We start from the raw sequence: 19521 nt of genomic DNA, 5'->3' as shown, positions 1-19521 counted from the left end.
GAATTTTAATTGATGAAAAAAGATAGGGCACAAAAAAGTACAACAAGGGAATATATAATGAAACTTATATACCAAATAAATATTAATAAAGAGGAATTTGAAGGTTTAGACGATAAAGTAGATTCTTTCTTAAAAGATAATTCAGAACATATTATAAATAGATATGAAGAACTTACACTTAAGTACTCAAATAATGCAAAATTAAAATTAGAAGATACTAAACTTGAAGATATAATAGATAGAGAATATATAAATACAGTATGTAAAGCACTAAGAGAGAATCATGATAAGATAGATGAATTAATAAATAAGCATGCTAAAAATTGGACAGTAGATAGAATGCCAAAGGTAGATGTGTCTATACTTAGATTATCAGTGTGTGAAATAGTTTATTTAGACACTCCTAATAAAGTATCAATAAATGAAGCTGTGGAACTTGCAAAGATATATTGTGATGATAAATCACCTAAATTTATAAATGGAATATTAGGAAGTGTTGTTGATGAAATTGGACAATAATATAATAATTGGAATTGATACTAGCTGCTATACTACTTCTATAGCAGCTATCTCTTTAGAGAAGAAAGTTATTTTTAATGAAAAAATAATGCTAGAAGTAAAGGCAAATTCAAAAGGATTGAGACAGAGTGAAGCTGTGTTTCAACACGTAAATAATTTAGGATTACTTAGTGATAGGATAAAATCATTTGGGGATAAATTTGTCATAGAAGGAGTTTGTTCATCTATTAAGCCTAGACCAGTTGAAAGTTCATACATGCCTGTATTTAATGTTGGGTACAATTTTGGAAAGTTACTGTCAAGTATACATGGATGTAAATTTTATGAAACTACTCATCAGGAAAATCATATTGAGGCTAGTTTATTAAATAGTAAATTGAAAAATAATAACAAATTTATTTCTGTTCATATGTCAGGTGGTACAACAGAGATACTTTTGATAACTAAGCATGATAATAATTATGATACAAATGACAAAGATTTAGATGTAATAACTAAAATAAGTAATAAAATAAATTTAGATGCAATAGCTAAAATAAATACTAAAAAAGATGGTAAAAGTAAGTTATACAATAATTTTGGATATAATATAAATATAATTGGAGGAAGTAAAGATATTAGCTTTGGACAACTTATAGACAGAATAGGTGTCAAGTTAGGATATAAATTCCCTTCAGGAAAATATCTAGATGAAAATGCTTTAAATTGTAATCTAAAAATAGAAAGTGGTCTAAAAACTTCTGTAAGAGATGGATATATGAATTTATCTGGATTAGAAAATCAGGTGAATAAAATTATAGATGACAATAGAGATGATATTAATAAAGATAAAAAAGAATATATATCTAAATTAGTGCTGGATTCAATAGTTAGAAACATGTTTAAATCTTTAATATATTTGTGTGAAGCTTACAATGTAGAAGAAGTAGTTTTTGCAGGTGGAGTTTCTGCAAGTAAGTATATCCTTAAAGAATTAAGTTTAAAACTAAGGGGAAATTGTATAAAAGCTCATTTTACAGAGCCACAATATTCAACTGATAATGCTGTTGGGTGTGCTATAATAGGATTGAATAACTTTTTAGGAGAAAAAATATGAAACTAAGAGCTTTAGATATAAGCGAAGCAAATTCATATATTAAAAGAATTTTAATAAATGACCCAATACTTTCTAATCTTAAAGTCAAGGGAGAAATTTCTAATTTTAAAATACATAGTAGTGGAAATGTTTATTTATCATTAAAGGATGAAACTTCAAAGCTAAACTGTGTAATTTTTAAAAGTAATTTTAATCGTAATCTAAAATTAGACAATGGAGTAAAGGTTGTAGCTAGTGGATATATATCAGTCTATGAAAGAGATGGTGCATATCAATTATATATTAACGAAATTGAAATAGAGGGAATTGGGAATTTACACATAGAATTTAACAAATTAAAAGAAAAACTTAATAAGGAAGGTTTGTTTGATTCTAAATACAAAATACCTATACCTAGAATGCCGAATTCAATTGGAGTTATAACATCTCCAACAGGAGCTGTTATAAGAGATATAATAAATGTAATAAAAAGAAGATATCCAAAAGTCAATATAAAGCTTTATCCAGTAACTGTTCAAGGAGATAAGTCAGCAGAAGAAATATGTGAAGCAATTAGATTTTTTAATCATATGAAGAATGTGGATACAGTTATAGTTGGTAGAGGCGGGGGTTCAATAGAAGAACTTTGGTCTTTTAATGATGAAATGGTAGCAAGAGAAGTTTTTAACTCTCAAATTCCAGTAATATCAGCAGTTGGGCATGAAACTGATTTTACTATTTGTGATTTTGTATCTGACATGAGAGCTCCAACACCATCAGCAGCGGCTGAGATTGCAACTCCATCATTAGAGGATATAAAATATAAACTTGGGAATATAAAAAGCAGACTGAACAAGTCTCTTATAAACCAAGTTGAATTAGACCAATACAAGTTAGAATCAGTGTTTAATAAAATAAATAACTATTTAGATTCTTACACAATAAAAGATAAAGTTATACAATTAGATAAAATATATGATAAAATAATTTTTGGAATAGAAAATAGTTTAAAATTAGAAGATGAAAAATTAATAAAGGTTGGAGCATTACTTCATAACCTAAGTCCATTAGCTACTATGGACAGAGGTTATAGTATAGTTCAAAAAAACGGAAAAGTAATAAATAGTATAAAAAGATTGAAAACTGAAGATAACATAGATATAGTATTAAAAGATGGAACTTTAGAATGTATAATAGATAAAATTGAAAATAAAGAGGTATAATATGAACTTAACCTATGAAGAAGCTTACAAAAGATTGGAGAGCATTTTAAATGAGCTAGAATCTAAAAATGCTAGCTTAGATGAATCTTTAAGCTTATATGAAGAAGGAATTAGTCTTTATAAACATTGTAATAAGCTTTTGGATGATGCCAAATTAAAAATAAGTAAATTTAATCAATTAGGAATAGAAGAGGATTTTAGAATAGAGGAGGAATAAAAGTGGAATTTAAACAACATTTAAAAGAAAAAGCAAGTTTTATAGAAGATGTACTTAAAGAATATATGCCAAAAGAAGAAGGTTATCAAAAAACTGTTATTGAGGCTATGAACTACAGCTTGAGCGCTGGAGGTAAGAGATTAAGACCAATACTTACATTAGAAGCCTGTAAGGTAGTTGGAGGAAATGAAGAAGAAGCTATACCTTTTGCTATTGCAATTGAAATGATACATACATACTCACTTATACATGACGACTTACCAGCTCTTGACAATGATGATTTAAGAAGAGGAAGACCAACAAATCATAAGGTATATGGAGAAGCAATGGGAATTTTAGCAGGAGATGCTTTACTGAACTATGCTTTTGAAGTTATGCTTGCAGGTTCAATAAATAAAGAAAATCCAGAAAAATATCTAAAAGCTATAAATGAAATTGCTAAAGGTGCTGGAATATATGGAATGATAGGCGGGCAAGTAGTAGATGTAGAAAGTGAAAATAAACAAATTGAAAAAGAAAAATTAGATTATATACATATGAATAAAACTGCGGCAATGATGGTTGGATGTATGAGAGCAGGAGCAACTATAGGTGGAGCAAATTCAGAACAAATGGAAGAAATAACTAAATATGCAAAAAATATCGGATTATCATTCCAGATAGTAGATGATATACTAGATATAGTAGGAGATGAAGCAAAATTAGGGAAAAAAGTTGGAAGTGATATAGAGAATCATAAATCAACATACCCATCTCTTTTAGGATTAGATAAATCTAAAGAAATTGCACATAATTTAATAGATGAGGCAAAGAAGAGTATAGAAAAATTATCTGACAATGTAGATTTTTTAAAGGGATTGGCTGAATATATAGTAGATAGAGAATATTAAAATATACAGCTAAAATCGAGGAGGGAAAAATGGACTTTTTTTCGGAGATTTTTAACAATGGGGCTTTGGGAATAAGTCTTATTGCTTGTTTCTTAGCACAATTCATAAAGATATTTACTGGGAAGGGAAAGAAAATTGAGTTTTCAAGAATACTCATTTCAGGAGGTATGCCTAGTTCTCATAGTTCTTTTGTTACAAGTTTAGCTACAGTGGTAGGTATTGAAAAAGGGTTTAATTCTACTGATTTTGCTATAATTACTGTGCTTGCACTGATTATAATGTATGATGCAGCAGGTGTTAGACGTGCTGTTGGTAAACAAGCTACTATATTGAATCAGATGGTAGCAGACCTTCAACATGGAAAGCATATAGAACAGAAGAAATTAAAAGAATTAATAGGTCACACACCACTAGAGGTTTGGTTTGGAGCTTTACTTGGTATAGTAACAGCTTTAATATTGATGTAAATTTAAAATTTACAAAATAAAAGGTGAGGATAATATGTATAAATATTTAGATAAAGTAGATTCTCCAAAAGATATAAAAAATATGAGCATAGAAGAAATGGATTTACTTGCAAAGGATATAAGAAAATTTTTAGTAAAATCTGTTTCCAAGACAGGAGGACACTTAGCTTCTAACTTAGGTGTAGTTGAGTTAACATTAGCACTTCATAAAGTGTTTGACAGCCCTAAAGATAAAATCGTATGGGATGTAGGACATCAGTCTTATGTTCACAAAATGGTTACTGGAAGAAAAGATTGTTTTGTATCCTTAAGACAATTCAATGGACTAAGTGGTTTTCCAAAGGAGAGTGAAAGTCCTCATGATATTTTCGACACAGGACATAGCAGTACATCTATTTCTGTGGCAACAGGTATTGCCTGTGCTAGAGATATAAAAAAAGAAAACTATAGTGTTATATCTGTAATTGGAGATGGTTCTATAACTGGAGGTATGGCGCTTGAAGCTTTAAATCAATTGGGATATATAAATACTAATATGATAGTAATTCTTAATGATAATGAGATGTCCATAGATAAAAATGTTGGTGGAATGTCTAAATATCTATCAAGTATTATAAGAAATTCAACAGTTGTTAAAATGACAGATGAAGTTGATAAAATTTTAAATGTTACATCGACAGGTGAAATTTTATCTAAGACTGCACATAGATTTAAGGATAAATTAATATATAGTTTTTCTCCTCAAGATTGTTCATTTTTTGATTCATTAGGTATAAAATATTATGGTCCTATAGATGGTCATAATACTAAAGAATTAATAGAAACACTTAGAAAAGCTAAACATAAAAAAGGACCTGTACTTTTACATGTTATTACAAAAAAAGGAAAAGGATATAAATTTGCAGAGGAACAACCTGATAAATATCATGGAGTATCAAAGTTTGATATAAAGACAGGCGTAACATCTTCTAAAGTTAAGTCTATGTCAACCAGTGTTGGTGAAAAATTAGTTGAGATGGCTAGCAAAAACAAAGAAATAGTAGCAATAACAGCTGCAATGCCATCTGGGACAGGATTAAACTTATTTGAAAGTGCTTACCCGAAAAGATATTATGATGTTGGTATAGCTGAACAACATGCAACAGGGTTTGCGGCAGGTCTTGCAAAAAATGGTATGAAGCCTTATTTTGCTGTATATTCGTCATTTTTGCAAAGAGCATATGACCAAGTTATTCATGATGTATGTATAACAAAAAAACCAGTTACTTTTCTTATAGATAGAGCTGGCCTAGTTGGAAATGATGGTGAAACTCATCATGGTATGTTTGATTTAAGTTACTTAAATTCTATTCCAAATATTGTAGTAATGGCTCCAAAAGATACAAGAGAAATGGAACTTATGATGGATTTATCATTAAAATTGGATTCTCCATTGGCAATTAGATATCCAAGAGGAAATAGTTACTATCTAAATAAAGGAGAATACAAAGAAATTAAGTTAGGTAAATATGAGATATTAGATGATGGACAAGATACAGTCATACTTTCTATTGGAAATATGGTGAAACATGCTCTAGAAGCTAAAGAAATATTATTAGAAGAAGGTATAAATCCAACAATAGTTAATGCTAGATTTTTAAAGCCAATGGATGAAGAGCTGTTGCATGCTTTATTTAAGAATCATAAAAATGTAGTTACAGTAGAAGATAATGTTATTACTGGTGGGTTTGGAAGTAGAATAAGTAGATTTATTATAGATAATGGATATAAAGTAAATATACTTAATATAGCAATACCAGAAGAGTTTATAAAACATGGCAATGCAGATGAACTATATAATTTTGTAGGATTATCGCCAAAGTGCATTGCTGATAAAATAAGAAAGTTAGTATAAATAATATTGATTCAATTTAATATAAAATTTAAAATTTGTCACTTAGAATAAATATCGAGTGTGTTACTTTAAGCTACTTTAGTCAATATTAAAGTAGCTTTTAACAGAAAGGTAATTTTATGAAGAAAAGAATAGATTTATTGTTAGTAGAGCAAGGACATTTTGAGAGTAGAGAAAGAGCTAAAAAAGCAATAATGGCTGGGCTAGTTTTTGTTGATAATCAAAGATGTGATAAGGCAGGTACAGAAGTAAAAGAGGAGTGTGCTATAGAAGTAAAAGGAAATCCAATACCATATGTTAGTAGGGGTGGGCTAAAGCTTGAAAAAGCAATGAAAAACTTCGACTTAACTATTGATGGAAAAGTGTGTATGGATATAGGAGCATCTACAGGTGGTTTTACAGACTGTATGCTAAAAAATGGAGCTATAAAAGTATTTTCCATTGATGTTGGTTATGGTCAGCTTGCGTGGAAATTGAGACAAGATGATAGAGTTGTTTGTATGGAAAGAACAAACATAAGGAATGTAACAATAGAAAATACAAAACAATTTGCAGATTTTGCATCAATTGATGTATCTTTTATATCATTGAAACTAGTACTTCCAAAAGCAAAAGAATTAGTTATTCATAATGGAGAAATTGTAGCCTTGATAAAACCTCAATTTGAAGCAGGAAGAGAAAAGGTAGGCAAGAAAGGTGTAGTTAGAGAAAAATCTACACATATAGAAGTTATAAAAATGATTTCTGATTTTTCAGTACAAAATGGATTTGAAATTTTAGGGTTGGATTTTTCTCCAATTAAGGGTCCAGAAGGAAATATAGAATATTTAATTCATTTAAAAAATGGAAATGAAGGATATGAATTTGATAGTGATATGTATGACAAAAAAATAGTAGAAGTTGTTGAGGCTTCTCATAATTTAGAGAAATAGAATAAAAGGGGGCTTAGACTTGATCCTCGAATTATATATGAAAAATTGTGCCTTAGTTGAAGAACTAAGGCTGGGTATTGATAAAAACTTAAATATACTTACAGGTGAAACTGGTTCAGGAAAATCTATAATAATAGATGCACTTGGGCTTTGTCTAGGTGAGAAATATGATAGGTCTTTTTTAAGAAAAGGTACAGATAAGGGACTTGTTGAAGCTATATTTTTCTCAGATAACGTATATCTAAAAAAAGTATTAGATGAAAATGATATAAGTATAGAAGATGATAATTTATTGGTTATAACTAGATTGATATATTCAGATGGGAAAAGTACTGCTAGAGTAAATGGAAGGACTGTTAAAGTATCTTTTCTAAAGGAAATTGCATCTACACTTATAGATATACATGGTCAACATCAAAATCAAGCTTTATTCAATAAGGATACACACTTAAAATTTCTAGACTTATTTGGAGAAAATGAACTAGATAAGTTTAAAGCTGATTATAGAAAAGTGTATTACAAATATAGTGAAGTAAAAAGAGCTTTGAATTCTTTAACAGAAAATAAGGATGATATGCAGATTCAACGAGAAATAGATTTATTAAGATTTCAAATAAATGAAATTGAGGCTGCAAATTTAAATAAAAATGAATATGAAGATTTATTAAAGCAAAGAGATGTGTATAGAAATAGTGAAAAGATATATAATAATTTAAACTTAAGTTATAGTAAATTACATAATGGTGAGTATAATGTCATTGACTTGATAGGTATTGCATCTAAAGAGCTTAATGATATATCTAAATATGACAGTGTTTTAAGTGAATACAGTGAAACTATAGAAAGAATAATGTATGAACTACAAGATATATCTAGTGATATAAGAAATTACAAAGATAATATAGATTTTGAGCCTTATGAATTGGAACAGATTGAACTTAGAATTGATGAGATTAATAACTTAAGAAGAAAATATGGAGATAGTATAGAAGCTATATTTGAATATTATGAAAAGACAAAAGATAGATTGGATGAGATATTAAATAGAGATGAAAGAGTTGAACAACTAAAAAATCAATTAATAAAAATAGAAGAAGAGCTAAAAATAAAAGCCATCAAATTGACTAAAGCAAGAAATAAAGTGGCAATTCAATTAGAGGAAATACTTCTTGATGAATTAAAAAGTTTAAATATGAAAAATGTAATGTTCAAAGTTAATTTTGAAGAAAGTTCATTTACCATAAATGGAATAGATGATATTGAGTTTATGATATCTTTCAATTTAGGGGAAGATATCAAACCTATATATAAAGTTGCATCAGGTGGTGAAATGTCTAGATTTATGTTGGCATTTAAGACTATATTGGCTGATATAGATGATATAGATACTTTAGTGTTTGATGAAATAGATACAGGGATAAGTGGTATAGCTGCACAAATTGTTGGTGAGAAATTGAGTGATATAGCAAAGAAAAAACAAATAATATGTATAACTCATTTACCTCAAATTGCTGCAAATGCAGATACTCATTATTGTATAGAAAAAGATACTTCAAATAATAGAACATTTACAAATGTCAAGAAATTAAATCAATCTCAAAGAAAAAATGAAATTGCAAGACTTATAGCAGGTAATAATATAACAGAAAAAACTATAGAACATGCAAGCGAAATTATTGAAATGGCCAAAAAATGTTAGTGAAAAAGTTTATTTTAAATAGATGTAGAGAATATTTTATCTGAATACTTTACATCTATTTTTTATGATGAAAATATTTTAAAATATTTAATCTGGATATCAAAAATAAATAAAAATTATAATTTAAATAAATCTTGTATAAACTTGTAACTGTAAAAATTTTAAGTTTTTGAGTATAATATTATGTATTAAGGTAGTAGTGGGGGGATATTAAATGAATAAAAAAAATACTATGTACTTAATTTTTATAATCATAGTTATTATAGTATTAGGGTATATTTTATTAGCTATTAATAGTATCAAAAATAATCTTAACACTTCTAATGATAAATTAGATTATTTATCACGAGAAATTATGAATACTAAGTCAGACATTAGCAATACAATTAATGAGGAAATGTCCAAAAGTTATATAACAAAAAGCATTGATTTAAAAGTTAAAAAATTAGAAAAAGACGAATGTGTAATTGATGTGGATACACAGTTGAGTAAACTTGGTAAGGATGGAAAAGTTTTCTTTATGTATAAAGCAGATAGTGATAAATGGAATGAGATTGAGATGACAAAGCATGGAGAATTATCATATATTTGTGAAATAAAAATAACTACAGGTAGTGAATATGATTATAAAGTAGTTACAAGTGGTACAATATCTGAAAGCTCAGATGTTCAAAAATTGACTAAGTCTGATTATATGCCTGAACCACCTGTATTTAATTATGGAATAAGGGACAACAAGGAATACTTTATTGAAATATTGGAAAACAGCAATCTATTTAATCATGAAAGTGAAAAATCAAAAAATAAAGTTTATAATAATATCAAGTTAAAAAATGTAGATATTATTGTAAATGAAGGTAAAGGAGATACTGTATATAAAGCGAAGTCTGATAAAGTATCAAATGATAGTGAAGATGATAATATAGATAGAAAGCAAGTAAATTATGAGGCTACTTTTCCTAAAAAGGATATTGATGATATAATTTATATTAAAGCAAAGCTTACATACAATAATGGCGTAGAATATATAAAAGATATAACTGAAGATATAAGTATTGGTTTGGAAGACTTAGAGAAATAAATATATTCAAAATAATTTAATCAGTAAAATAGAGTATAAATAAAATATATATAATTTTATTTATACTCTATTTTTTTATTTATAATTTTAACTCCATGTATCTAGCCCCTTCAATTGGATTATAAGTGTAAGGGTCTATATCATAAAAACCAATTTTTTCGTATAAACCTTGAGCACTTTTCATGCTTGGAAGAGTATCTAGTCTCATATATGTATATCCAATCTTTTTAGCTTCTTCTACGATTTCTTCTAATAATATTTTTCCTATTTTAAGTCCTCTAAATTTATCTCTTACATATAACCTTTTTAATTCACATACTTTATCTTCAAGTTTTTTTAATGCAACACAACCTGCTAAATTTTCATCAACAAATGCTAGTATTAATGAACCTGAAGGTTTTTCATATTTTCCTGGAAGTGTTTTTAATTCATTATTAAAGTCTTGGAAACACAAATCTATATTCAATGAATTTGAATATTCAGTAAATAAAATCTTTACATTTTCAAGATTTTCTAAATCATTTGCTTCGACAAATTTTAAAATTACATTTTGAGTCATTTTGTTTATCATTATATAAATATATTTATATAATGACTTCACCTCCTTGATAGGTATATATTTTTGTTAATATCAATTAAATTTTAATACCATTACCTTTTCTCCACCATAGTCAAGTTCTCCATTAAACTCAAATCCAAAGCTTTTGTAAAGTCCAATAGCCATTTTGTTGTTATCGAATATACTAAGGTATAACTCATTACAATTATATTCATTTTTAAGATGATTTATAAGGAAATTTAAGGATGCTTTTCCATACCCTTTGCCTTGATACTTTGAGTCAATCATGAATCTATCAAGCCAAACTCTGTCATCTTCTAGGCGACCGTACATAGCAAATCCTATCAGTATATTGTCATCATATATTCCAACAGGTATCCAAGCTGTTATAAACTTAGACTCAGCAATAGAAAGTGCATTGCTTTCTATATAATCTAATTGATTTTTATCTACAGACAAATTGACTAAATAATGCCAATTATTTATGTCTGCAATTCTTACATTTAATTTCAAAATATTACCGCCCTTCAAACTTTTTACTACAATATAATACTACCATATTATAGGCTAAAAAGCACTTAGTAAGATATACAACGAGGTTTTTAAATGAATAAATTTTTACGAAAAAGGAATTATAAATACATAATAATACAGCATAGGAGTAGATGAATATATGAACAAAATAAATAAGAATTTCAAAAATATTTGGATAATATTAGGAGCTGTATCGATTTTTATGATGGTTATAATTTTTCAAAATAAAAATTGTAATACGAATAATGAGACCCCAATAGAAACTTTTACAATTAAGAATCATGATAAAAAATATGTATATCCACTTGGAAATATAATTGGAGTGAAAGCAAATACAGATGGTGTATTGGTTTTAGGATACGAGGAAGAGGATGTAGATTATATTGGAGGCATACAGATTGGCGACAATATAGTAAAAATAGATAATAAAAAAATAAAAGATAGTCAGGATGTATCAAAGATTTTAAATGAAGCTAAAAAAAGTAAAATAGAAGTGACTTTTGAAAGAAAAAATAAATATAAAACAGAGACAATAGAAACTAAAAAAGAAAATGGTAATTATAAACTTGGATTATGGGTAAGAGATAAGATATCTGGAATTGGAACTATGACTTTTTATGACCCTAATATGGAAAAATTTAAAGCAATTGGTCATGCTATAAAAGATTCGGACACTAATGAACTATTAAAGATTAAGCAAGGCTATATATATAAACCAGAAAAACTAAAAATAGTAAAAGCCAGTAATGAAAAAGTAGGTAGAATAAAAGGGGATTTTAATGATGGTAATCTGATGGGAAATTTTTCGAATAACTCAGAATTAGGTATAAGTGGTAATATTACAGAAAAACAAAATAAAGAATTTAATTTAGCAAATAAAGAATTACAATTAATTGAGGTTGGAAGACCTCAAGATGTAAAAATAGGGGATGCAATAATTCTTTTTGAAGACAAAAACAAAAATATAACAAGCTATGATATAAAAATAGAAAGTATAGTATATGATAAAGGAAATTATAGAGATATGGTAATAAAAGTTGTAGATAATAAGTTATTGGAATACACAGGGGGGATTGTACAAGGGATGAGTGGGGCTCCAATAATACAAAATAATAAAATTATTGGTGCAATAACTCATGTTTTTAGAGATAATCCGAAAAAAGGATATGGTATTTTTATAGATGAAATGATAAAATTGTAGGTGAGGCATTAAAAAATTTTATTATTTTATCACTTATCTAGGAGGAATATAATTTTGAAGTGTCGAATATGCTTTAGAGTAGATAATTAGGAAGCAATTTGTGTAAAAAGTTTAGTTTTCTGTAATAAGAAGATGTTTTTTAATGGGGGGATTTTTAGTGGAAAAAATCAAAATAGTTTTAGCAGACGACAATAAGGATTTTTGTCAGGTATTAAAAGAGTATTTGTCTAATGAGGATGATATCGAAATATTAGGCATAGCTAAAGATGGGATTGAAGCATTAGATTTAGTAAAAAAGACACAACCAGATTTATTAATATTAGACGTAATAATGCCGCATCTGGATGGATTAGGTGTAATTGAAAAATTAAATACTATGGATATACCTAAAATGCCAAAAATAATAGTACTATCAGCAGTAGGTCAAGATAAGATAACTCAAAGCGCAATAAATCTAGGAGCAGATTACTACATAGTAAAGCCGTTTGATTTTGTTGTGTTTATAAACAGAATTAGAGAACTAGTTTCTAATAGAGTTACTCAAGTAGAGCCAAAGCCTAGACCAGTTCAAGAAACTCAAATGACAAGAAGTGATTTTGTTAAAAATGTAGGTAACATAGAAACAGAAATCACGAATATAATACATGAAATAGGAGTACCAGCTCATATAAAAGGATATTTATATCTAAGAGAAGCTATAAAAATGGTCATTGAGAATGTTGAACTTTTAGGTGCAGTAACAAAAGAGTTATATCCAAGTATAGCTAAAAAATTCAATACAACACCAAGTAGAGTTGAGAGAGCAATAAGACATGCTATAGAAGTTGCATGGAGTAGAGGAAAAGTTGACACAATAAATCAACTATTTGGATATACGGTACACAATACTAAAGGAAAACCAACTAATTCAGAATTTATAGCAATGATTGCTGATAAATTAAGATTAGAACATAGTATGGTTAAATAAATAGACAGAAAAAGTAAGACCTTTTAATAAAGGTATTGGCAATAAATATGCATTACAAACAGCAAAACGGTATAACCAATAGGGTTATACCGTTTTGCTGTTTTAATATATAATAAAAACTTTATTTTTTCTTTATTATTTGTTTAATATAATTTTATTATACTATGGCCATAGTATGTACCTTTGTCAATTGTAGATTAATACTGACTTGTTTTTTAATATAAAAACATACCTTAACAAGTTGAAACATTAATTTTTAAAGTATATTGTAAAAAATGTTAAATAAAAAAATCATAAAATATAGTGTTATAAGGATTAAAGATGTAGGACAAACTTAAAACATTTATTTTATTGTTAAGTAATGCTATAATATAATGTGATTTTAATAATGATAGTGGAGGTTTAAAAATGAGAGTCGAGGCCCCTATAAAAGTAGATCGAAAAACTAAAAAGCTTGCTAAAAGAGTTGAAAGTGGGGAAATAGCAGTTATAAATCATATAGACATAGATGAAGTTGCTGCAAACTCTTTGGTAGAAGCCAAAATAAAACTTGTCATAAATGCGGCGCCTTCTATAAGTGGTAGATATCCTAATAAAGGTCCAGGAATATTAACTGAGAATAATATCTTAATAATTGATAATATTGGAGAAGAATTATTTGAAGAATTAAAAGAAGGACAGACTATAGAAGTTATAGATGGAAAGATATATAGAGAAGGACAATTTTTAGGTGCAGGTGAAGTTTTAGATAAGTATGAAGTTTCGTATCAAATAAAGGCTGCTTATGAAAACTTAGCCGTAGAATTAGATAGATTTATAGACAATACTATAGATTATGCTAAAAAAGAAAAAGGATTTATACTTGGTGAAGTAGAAATTCCAAAAGTACAAACTAATTATGCAAATAAGCATGTATTAATAGTTGTAAGAGGTCAGGACTATAAAGAAGATTTAAGTACAATGCTTTCATACATAGAAGAGGTAAAACCTGTTCTAGTTGGTGTTGATGGAGGCGCAGATGCTTTAATTGAGTTTGGATATACTCCAGATGTAATTGTAGGAGACATGGATAGTGTAAGCGATGAAGCTTTAAAAAAAGCTAGTGAAATAGTAGTACATGCTTATACAGATGGTAGAGCGCCAGGCCTTAAGAGAGTTCAAGAACTAGGTTTAGATGCAGTTGTATTTCCTGCACCAGGAACTAGTGAAGATATAGCTATGCTTATTGCATATGAGTATAAAGCAGAGTTAATAGTAGCAGTGGGTACACATTCAAATATGATTGATTTCCTTGAAAAAGGAAGAAAGGGAATGGCAAGTACTTTTTTAGTTAGACTAAAGATAGGTTCTAAGCTTATAGATGCTAAAGGAGTTAACTTGTTATATAGAAGTAAGCTAAAGATAAAGTACATATGGGCATTAATAGCAACAGCCTTATTTCCTGTGTTGGTAGTTGCATCATTGTCACCAGGAGTTCAACAATTTATACAGTTAATGCAATTGAAATTTAAAGTATTATTACAGATGTAAATTTTAGGAGGATAAATATGCATATTAATATGAAATATTATATAGTCACTATTGGTGCTATATTTATAGCTTTGGGTATAGGCATGTTAGTAGGATTTAATTTAAATAATAATCAACAATTAAGTGAGCAACAAGCAAATATAATAAATGACTTGGATGATAAATTTAATATTTTAAAAGAAAAAAATGATAAACTTGATGTAGATTTAGCAAAGGTAAATAAAGATTATGAAGAAGCAATTAATTTTATAAATAAAAATGTGGACAAGGTTTTAATTGGTTCATTAAGTGGAAAAAGTATAGGAATAATATCAGCTAATGAAAATGATGATTATACAAAAAATATAGAAGATATAATAAACAAGTCTAATGGTAGTGTTGCATTTAACATAGTGTTAAAAGAAAATATAACAAATCCAGAAAAATTAAAAGAAATCTCAAGTAAATTAGGTGCAGAAATTAAAAATACAAATGATGCAGTTAATTATATAATTGATACTTTGAAAAAGGAAGATGCAAGTGACATTTTAACATATCTTCAAGAACTAGATGTAATAAAATTTAACTCTATTGGTGACACATATCTAAAATATGAATCTGTTGTAATCGCTGGTGGAAATGATGCAAAAGATAAGACAAAACAATTTGACAAAATAGAAAAATTTTTAGTTTCAAAAATAAAATCAGAAAATAAATATTTAGTAGAAGTTCAAAATACAGGAGTTAAAACTTCTTATGTAGAATTATATTCTAAAAATAAAGTTGCAACTATAGATAATATAGATGAAGGTGTAGGAAGTGTATCTCTAGCTATGCTTTTACAACAAGGTAATATAGTTGGTAATTTTGGTAGATTAGATACTGCAACTTCATTGTTGCCATCTATTAAATAGAAATAATTTTAAGGAGAGAAAAAATGGATTCTTATATAAGTATAATAATACCAGCTTATAATGAAGAAAGTAGAATAAACTATACATTAGAAAGTATAGTTGGAATTAAAGAAATAAATGAAATAGTAGTTGTAGATGATGGTTCAACAGATAATACTGCTAAGGTTGTATCTGAATTAAAGAATGAAAAGATTAAATTTTTTAAGTTAGATAAAAACAGAGGTAAAGGATATGCTTTAAACTATGGGCTTAAAGTATCAATGAAAAGTGCAAATATTATAGGATTTTTGGATGGAGATTTAGGCAGTTCTGCTAAAGAAATTGAAAAGTTAATTGTACCAATATTAAATGGTGAAGCTGATGTTACTATAGCAAAGTTTCCTCCTGCAAAGAAAAAAGGAGGTCTGGGATTTGTAAAAGGTTTAGCTAAAAATTCTGTTTTTGAGATGACAGGAGTTGAGCTAGATGCAACTCTGTCAGGTCAAAGAATATTTAAAAGAGAAGTTTTAGAAAAATTTGATGAAATACCTTTTGGATATGGTGTTGAAGTTGGAATGACGATTGATATACTAAAGTATGGTTTTAAAATTAAAGAAGTATTAGTAAACATGACTCATAATGAAACTGGCAGAAATTTAAAAGGATTTGTTCATAGAGGTAAGCAGTATTATCATATAAAAAAGGTTTTAGGACAAAAAAAGAAAGAATGGAGGTAATATCTTAGTGAAAGATTATATACTTTATACCATTTTATTATTAACAGGATTATTTGGAACCTATGCTGCAATACCACTATTTAAAAATTTATTGATAAATGGAAATATACTTAGACCAAACTACAATAAAGATATGATACCAGTAAGTATGGGAATTGTATTTTTACCTATGCTTGTGATTAATGGAATAATACTTGCATTTTTTACTACAGAATATATAGATTTAGCATATATATTTATGTTTATGTTTGGCATGATATCCATGTTTTTTGCAGGAATACTAGATGATGTTATTGGAAATAGAGATGTAAGTGGTCTAAAAGGTCACTTTAAAAGTTTATTCAAGGGAAGTCTTACAACTGGAGGCTTTAAGGCGTTGTTTGGTGGATTTGTAGGACTTATAGTTTCTGTGTCTATATCAAAAGACATAATAGATATAATAGTAAATACATTAATAATAGCTCTATCAACTAATTTAATGAATCTTTTAGATTTAAGACCAGGAAGAGCAATAAAAGCATATTTATTTATAATGGTGATTGTATTTTTAACATTGACAGGATTTATTCAAGTTCTTCCACTACTTATAGTTCCAAATGTGCTTGCATACTTTAATTATGATTTAAAGGCAAGAGCAATGATGGGAGATACTGGTTCAAATGTTCTTGGAATGTCTATTGGAATTTTAATTTCTTTTGGATATCCATTTAATATCAGACTGGGATGGTTAATATTTGTAGTTATTATGCATATATTTACTGAAAAATACTCATTGACTAAAATAATAGAAAAAAATAAATTATTAAATTTTATAGATAAGTTGGGAAGGTAGCATTATGATAAGCAAAAGAGTGGGGATTGTTGAATCAATTGTAAGTCAAACTGAAACGCTGGATGATATAAGAGTAAATATAAATGGAGAAATACAAAGAGCATATAATTATCCAAAACTATCTGGGGTAGTATATATAGGAGACGAAGTAGTTTTAAATACAACAGCAGTAGAGCTAAGTCTAGGAACTGGTGGATACCATTTTGTAATAACTAATTTAAACAATTTAGAATCTAGTTTAATTGAAGGTGGTCATATAATGAAACTTAGATATACACCACTTCAAATAAAGGTAGATTCTGTTGAGGAACAAGAAAGCATTTATCATGATAAATTTGGTGATTTTACAGAGTTAGAAGACCTTCCTGTAGTAGTAGGGACTCTTCATAGCATGTTAACTCCATTTGCAGCTTCATTTAAAAGAAATAACCCTAATAAGAAATTAGTATATATAATGACTGACGGGGCATCTCTTCCAATTTATTTAAGTAAAAATGTAGACACTTTAAAAGGAAAAAAATTAATAGATAGTACAATAACTATAGGAAATGCATTTGGGGGAGACTATGAGTGTATAAATATATACACTGCATTGATTACAGCAAAAGAAATATTAAAAGCCGATGTAGTATTTGTAAGTATGGGGCCAGGAATAGCTGGTACAGGTACTAAATATGGATTTACAGGAATTGAACAAGGTCCAATTCTTGATGCTGTAATAAAGCTTGGAGGAAGAGCAATAGCAATTCCAAGAATTAGTTTTGCTGACAAACGAGAAAGACATCAAGGTATTTCACATCATAGTATGACTGTATTTGAAGAAATTGTAAATGTAAATATAGATATACCAATAACTATATATGATGATGAAAAATTAAAATTTATAAAAGAACAAGTTAAATCTAGTGGTTTGGATAAAAAGCATAATATAATTTATATAGATAATAATAAAACGAAAGAGGATTTAGACTATTTTAATCTAAAAGTAAAAAGTATGGGAAGAAACTATGAGCAAGATGAGGCATTTTTCAAAGCTGCAAGTACAGCAGCATATTACTTAATGGAGGTTTAAGATGGTATTAGAAGAAAAAACTATTAGTAGTGATAGAGTTTATACAGGTAAGGTAATTACTTTAAAGGTCGATACTGTTGAAATTCCAGGACAAGGATATCAAAAAAGGGAATTAGTAGAAGTTGGTGGTGCAGTAGGAATAGTTGCAATTACAGATGATAATAAAGTTGTATTAGTGAAGCAATTTAGAAAACCTATAGAAAAACCAATTTTTGAAATTCCAGCTGGTAAGTTAGAAAAAAATGAAAGTCCCAAAGAATGTGCTGAGAGGGAGTTAAAAGAAGAAACTGGATATAGTGCAAAAAATATTAAACTAATACATAAATTTTTCACTTCAGCAGGTTTTTCTAATGAGATAATGTTTGTATATTTGGCAACAGGTCTTACTCCAGGAGAAAATAATCTAGATGCAGATGAATTTTTAGATGTTTACGAAGTTGAGCTTGAAGAAGCCTATAATATGGTATTAAAAAATGACGTTGAGGATGCAAAAACTTCTATTGGATTATTATTAGTAAAAGATATGTTTAAAAATTAATATTTATAAAAATGAATAACCCCTTGTCCTACAGCATATTATTTTATAAAGGACAAGGGGGAATAAAATTGAGAAAAACATATAGAAAAAATGATTTTAGAGAATTAAATAGACAAATAATTATTATAGGATTGTTGTTTATGATGTCTATTGTTATTGGGTCCTATATAAATAAAATATTACCAGGTTCTAGTGATAATATTTTAAACAATATAAATCCTGCTGTAGAGTATTATAATCTGAATATAAATGTAAAAGATACAGTTCTACAAAATTTAAAGTCAGATACAATATTTATGGGCTCGATAGCTCTATTAAGCCTATTTGTAGTAACAATTCCAGCAGTATTAGTAATTTTTGTGTTAAAGGGAATGTCAATTGGATATACAATAAATAGTTTTATATTGGCATTAAAACTTAAGAGTGCAAAAATGATTTTAATAATATTATTTAAAAATTTGGTTATTATTCCATGTGCAATCATATTAACATTAATTAGTTTAAGCTATTTTAAAGAGATGGTTTATGAATTTAAAAAGAAAAATAGAAGAAATATGCAGTTTTTAATTAAGAGGTACATACTAAATATTATAATTATAATAGCACTATCATTGGGGTTGCAATTAATATTAAATACTGTAAGTATTGGTATTATTAAGTTCCTAGTTAAATAAAGGAGTTT

At 27.8% G+C, this 19521-nt stretch carries 21 protein-coding genes; 19 read left to right on the top strand and 2 right to left on the bottom strand.

The window, feature by feature from the left end:
- Positions 1-12 precede the first annotated feature (12 nt).
- From nusB to KGF45_RS05780, 10 genes are all read left to right on the top strand, one after another.
- On the top strand, positions 13-519 hold the full coding sequence (gene nusB, locus KGF45_RS05825; protein ID WP_227827111.1) for a transcription antitermination factor NusB: 507 nt from the start codon (positions 13-15) through the stop codon (positions 517-519).
- A complete protein-coding gene (locus KGF45_RS05820; protein WP_227827112.1) occupies positions 503-1615 on the top strand; it encodes an O-sialoglycoprotein endopeptidase in 1113 nt (370 codons plus the stop codon). Before nusB ends, KGF45_RS05820 begins: the two co-directional genes overlap by 17 nt.
- Complete coding sequence (gene xseA, locus KGF45_RS05815; protein WP_227841980.1) at positions 1612-2817, top strand: exodeoxyribonuclease VII large subunit; 1206 nt, start codon at positions 1612-1614, stop codon at positions 2815-2817. The genes KGF45_RS05820 and xseA overlap by 4 nt, the downstream gene beginning before the upstream one ends.
- A gap of 1 nt (position 2818) precedes the next feature.
- The gene (xseB, locus tag KGF45_RS05810; protein ID WP_227434125.1) at positions 2819-3034 is read left to right on the top strand and encodes an exodeoxyribonuclease VII small subunit; all 216 of its coding nucleotides are present in this window, start codon (positions 2819-2821) and stop codon (positions 3032-3034) included.
- Between the two features lie 2 nt (positions 3035-3036).
- On the top strand, positions 3037-3924 hold the full coding sequence (locus KGF45_RS05805) for a polyprenyl synthetase family protein (protein WP_227827114.1): 888 nt from the start codon (positions 3037-3039) through the stop codon (positions 3922-3924).
- Between the two features lie 29 nt (positions 3925-3953).
- Positions 3954-4391: a divergent PAP2 family protein gene (locus tag KGF45_RS05800; RefSeq protein WP_227827115.1), complete on the top strand. Its 438-nt coding sequence runs from the start codon at positions 3954-3956 to the stop codon at positions 4389-4391.
- 34 nt (positions 4392-4425) lie between these two features.
- The gene (gene dxs / locus KGF45_RS05795; RefSeq protein ID WP_227841979.1) at positions 4426-6285 is read left to right on the top strand and encodes a 1-deoxy-D-xylulose-5-phosphate synthase; all 1860 of its coding nucleotides are present in this window, start codon (positions 4426-4428) and stop codon (positions 6283-6285) included.
- A gap of 119 nt (positions 6286-6404) precedes the next feature.
- Positions 6405-7217 carry a TlyA family RNA methyltransferase gene (locus KGF45_RS05790; protein WP_227827117.1) on the top strand — a complete coding sequence of 271 codons (813 nt, stop codon included), beginning with the start codon at positions 6405-6407 and terminating at the stop codon, positions 7215-7217.
- A 19-nt stretch (positions 7218-7236) separates the two neighbouring features.
- On the top strand, positions 7237-8916 hold the full coding sequence (gene recN, locus KGF45_RS05785; protein WP_227841978.1) for a DNA repair protein RecN: 1680 nt from the start codon (positions 7237-7239) through the stop codon (positions 8914-8916).
- A 214-nt stretch (positions 8917-9130) separates the two neighbouring features.
- Entirely contained in the window at positions 9131-9997 is an 867-nt protein-coding gene (locus tag KGF45_RS05780; protein ID WP_227827119.1) for a hypothetical protein, read from the top strand.
- 79 nt (positions 9998-10076) lie between these two features.
- Here the strand turns inward: KGF45_RS05780 and KGF45_RS05775 are convergent, their stop codons facing one another.
- Both KGF45_RS05775 and KGF45_RS05770 read right to left on the bottom strand, forming a co-directional pair.
- The gene (locus tag KGF45_RS05775; protein WP_227827120.1) at positions 10077-10568 is read right to left on the bottom strand and encodes a GNAT family N-acetyltransferase; all 492 of its coding nucleotides are present in this window, start codon (positions 10566-10568) and stop codon (positions 10077-10079) included.
- Positions 10569-10628: 60 nt separating this feature from the next.
- Positions 10629-11069, bottom strand: a complete 441-nt coding sequence (locus tag KGF45_RS05770) for a GNAT family N-acetyltransferase (RefSeq protein WP_227827121.1) — start codon at positions 11067-11069, stop codon at positions 10629-10631.
- Between the two features lie 160 nt (positions 11070-11229).
- Between KGF45_RS05770 and KGF45_RS05765 the strand changes: the two genes are divergently transcribed.
- From KGF45_RS05765 to KGF45_RS05725, 9 genes are all read left to right on the top strand, one after another.
- On the top strand, positions 11230-12291 hold the full coding sequence (locus KGF45_RS05765; RefSeq protein ID WP_227827122.1) for a SpoIVB peptidase S55 domain-containing protein: 1062 nt from the start codon (positions 11230-11232) through the stop codon (positions 12289-12291).
- Positions 12292-12433: 142 nt separating this feature from the next.
- On the top strand, positions 12434-13258 hold the full coding sequence (gene spo0A, locus KGF45_RS05760; RefSeq protein WP_227827123.1) for a sporulation transcription factor Spo0A: 825 nt from the start codon (positions 12434-12436) through the stop codon (positions 13256-13258).
- Between the two features lie 408 nt (positions 13259-13666).
- Complete coding sequence (gene steA / locus KGF45_RS05755) at positions 13667-14788, top strand: putative cytokinetic ring protein SteA (protein ID WP_227827124.1); 1122 nt, start codon at positions 13667-13669, stop codon at positions 14786-14788.
- Positions 14789-14805: 17 nt separating this feature from the next.
- Positions 14806-15681: a copper transporter gene (locus tag KGF45_RS05750; RefSeq protein WP_227827125.1), complete on the top strand. Its 876-nt coding sequence runs from the start codon at positions 14806-14808 to the stop codon at positions 15679-15681.
- A 23-nt stretch (positions 15682-15704) separates the two neighbouring features.
- On the top strand, positions 15705-16397 hold the full coding sequence (locus tag KGF45_RS05745; protein ID WP_227827126.1) for a glycosyltransferase family 2 protein: 693 nt from the start codon (positions 15705-15707) through the stop codon (positions 16395-16397).
- 7 nt (positions 16398-16404) lie between these two features.
- Complete coding sequence (locus KGF45_RS05740; protein WP_227827127.1) at positions 16405-17229, top strand: glycosyl transferase; 825 nt, start codon at positions 16405-16407, stop codon at positions 17227-17229.
- Positions 17230-17233: 4 nt separating this feature from the next.
- Positions 17234-18301, top strand: a complete 1068-nt coding sequence (locus KGF45_RS05735) for a DUF3866 family protein (RefSeq protein ID WP_227827128.1) — start codon at positions 17234-17236, stop codon at positions 18299-18301.
- Between the two features lies 1 nt (position 18302).
- On the top strand, positions 18303-18839 hold the full coding sequence (locus KGF45_RS05730; protein WP_227434140.1) for an NUDIX hydrolase: 537 nt from the start codon (positions 18303-18305) through the stop codon (positions 18837-18839).
- Between the two features lie 68 nt (positions 18840-18907).
- The gene (locus KGF45_RS05725; protein WP_227827129.1) at positions 18908-19513 is read left to right on the top strand and encodes a stage II sporulation protein M; all 606 of its coding nucleotides are present in this window, start codon (positions 18908-18910) and stop codon (positions 19511-19513) included.
- The last annotated feature ends 8 nt before the right edge of the window (positions 19514-19521 follow it).

It is taken from the genome of Clostridioides sp. ZZV14-6154 (genome assembly GCF_020657785.1).
GTDB lineage: Bacteria > Bacillota > Clostridia > Peptostreptococcales > Peptostreptococcaceae > Clostridioides.
Note: the sequence above shows the minus strand (reverse complement) of the source record. Positions and strands in the feature narration are given on the sequence as shown.